The sequence below is a fragment of the Streptomyces sp. CA2R106 genome (assembly GCF_037034245.1).
Classification (GTDB): Bacteria; Actinomycetota; Actinomycetes; order Streptomycetales; family Streptomycetaceae; genus Actinacidiphila.
The window spans coordinates 1-321 of the sequence record NZ_JBAGKC010000199.1 but is presented as its reverse complement, the minus strand read 5'-3'; the positions used below and the strand labels follow the sequence as shown (position 1 = coordinate 321).

1 protein-coding gene is annotated in these 321 nt (G+C 67.0%); it reads right to left on the bottom strand.

Going from position 1 to position 321, the window contains the following annotated elements; all coding sequences use genetic code 11:
* Positions 1-309 (bottom strand): acyltransferase domain-containing protein (locus tag WA788_RS35725; protein WP_335984694.1); only part of this gene is annotated, 309 nt, incomplete at its 3' end.
* Between the last annotated feature and the right edge of the window lie 12 nt (positions 310-321).

The window sequence follows — 321 nt, the reverse complement described above, 5'->3', positions numbered from 1 at the left end:
CCCGGCAACAACCTCACCGAACCGCACCGGCTCCCGCAAATTCCGATACCAATACCCGCCATCCAACCCGGCGGTATCCACCACCCGCGCCTCAAGCGTCGAATAGAACGGCACCGGACTACTCACCGGAGACAGTCCCGCCAGATCCTCAGCCAGACACTCCCTCACCGCCTCGACATGTGCAGTGTGGGAGGCATAATCCACCGCGATCCGTCGCGCCCCGCGCTCCGCATACGCCTCGACGAACTCCGCACACGCCTGCGCGGCGCCGGCCACCACCACCTGGCGGGGAGCATTGACCGCCGCCACCGACAAGTCCCC